1 protein-coding gene is annotated in these 377 nt (G+C 33.2%); it reads left to right on the top strand.

The genetic code is table 11. The features are described from left to right. The coding region (locus EII23_RS13070) for a hypothetical protein (RefSeq protein WP_185702417.1) at nt 1–377 on the top strand (377 nt) is incomplete at both ends.

Consider the following 377-nt stretch of genomic DNA (forward strand, 5'->3'; position numbering starts at 1 on the left):
GAATCAGGAACGGGTATCGCGGTCGGGAAAAGTTCTACAAAACCTAATTTTTTTGAAAATGATATAAAAATGGGATTCAATAAAGGAATAGAATTAGAAGGTTGTACTAAATTACATCTTTTTAACGAGACTAAACCTTATGATCATGAAAACGAATTGGAATATTTCAAAGATCCTTTCGGAATAGTACACCTACAAGGAATCGCAAAAGGGACAACTTCTGAATGGTTTGCAAGAATTACAAGAGAAGATTGCAAACCAAAGGCGGACGAAATAAGATTTGTACCGTGTACAGGTTTTAAAAGTGCAACTTTAAGAATAAGAAAAGACGGAAACATTTTAATTGAAAATCGTTCAGAAATAGAAACCAATTGGAT

The sequence above is a fragment of the Desulfovibrio sp. OH1186_COT-070 genome (genome assembly GCF_003860215.1).
In the GTDB taxonomy this organism is placed as follows: Bacteria; Desulfobacterota; Desulfovibrionia; order Desulfovibrionales; family Desulfovibrionaceae; genus Desulfovibrio.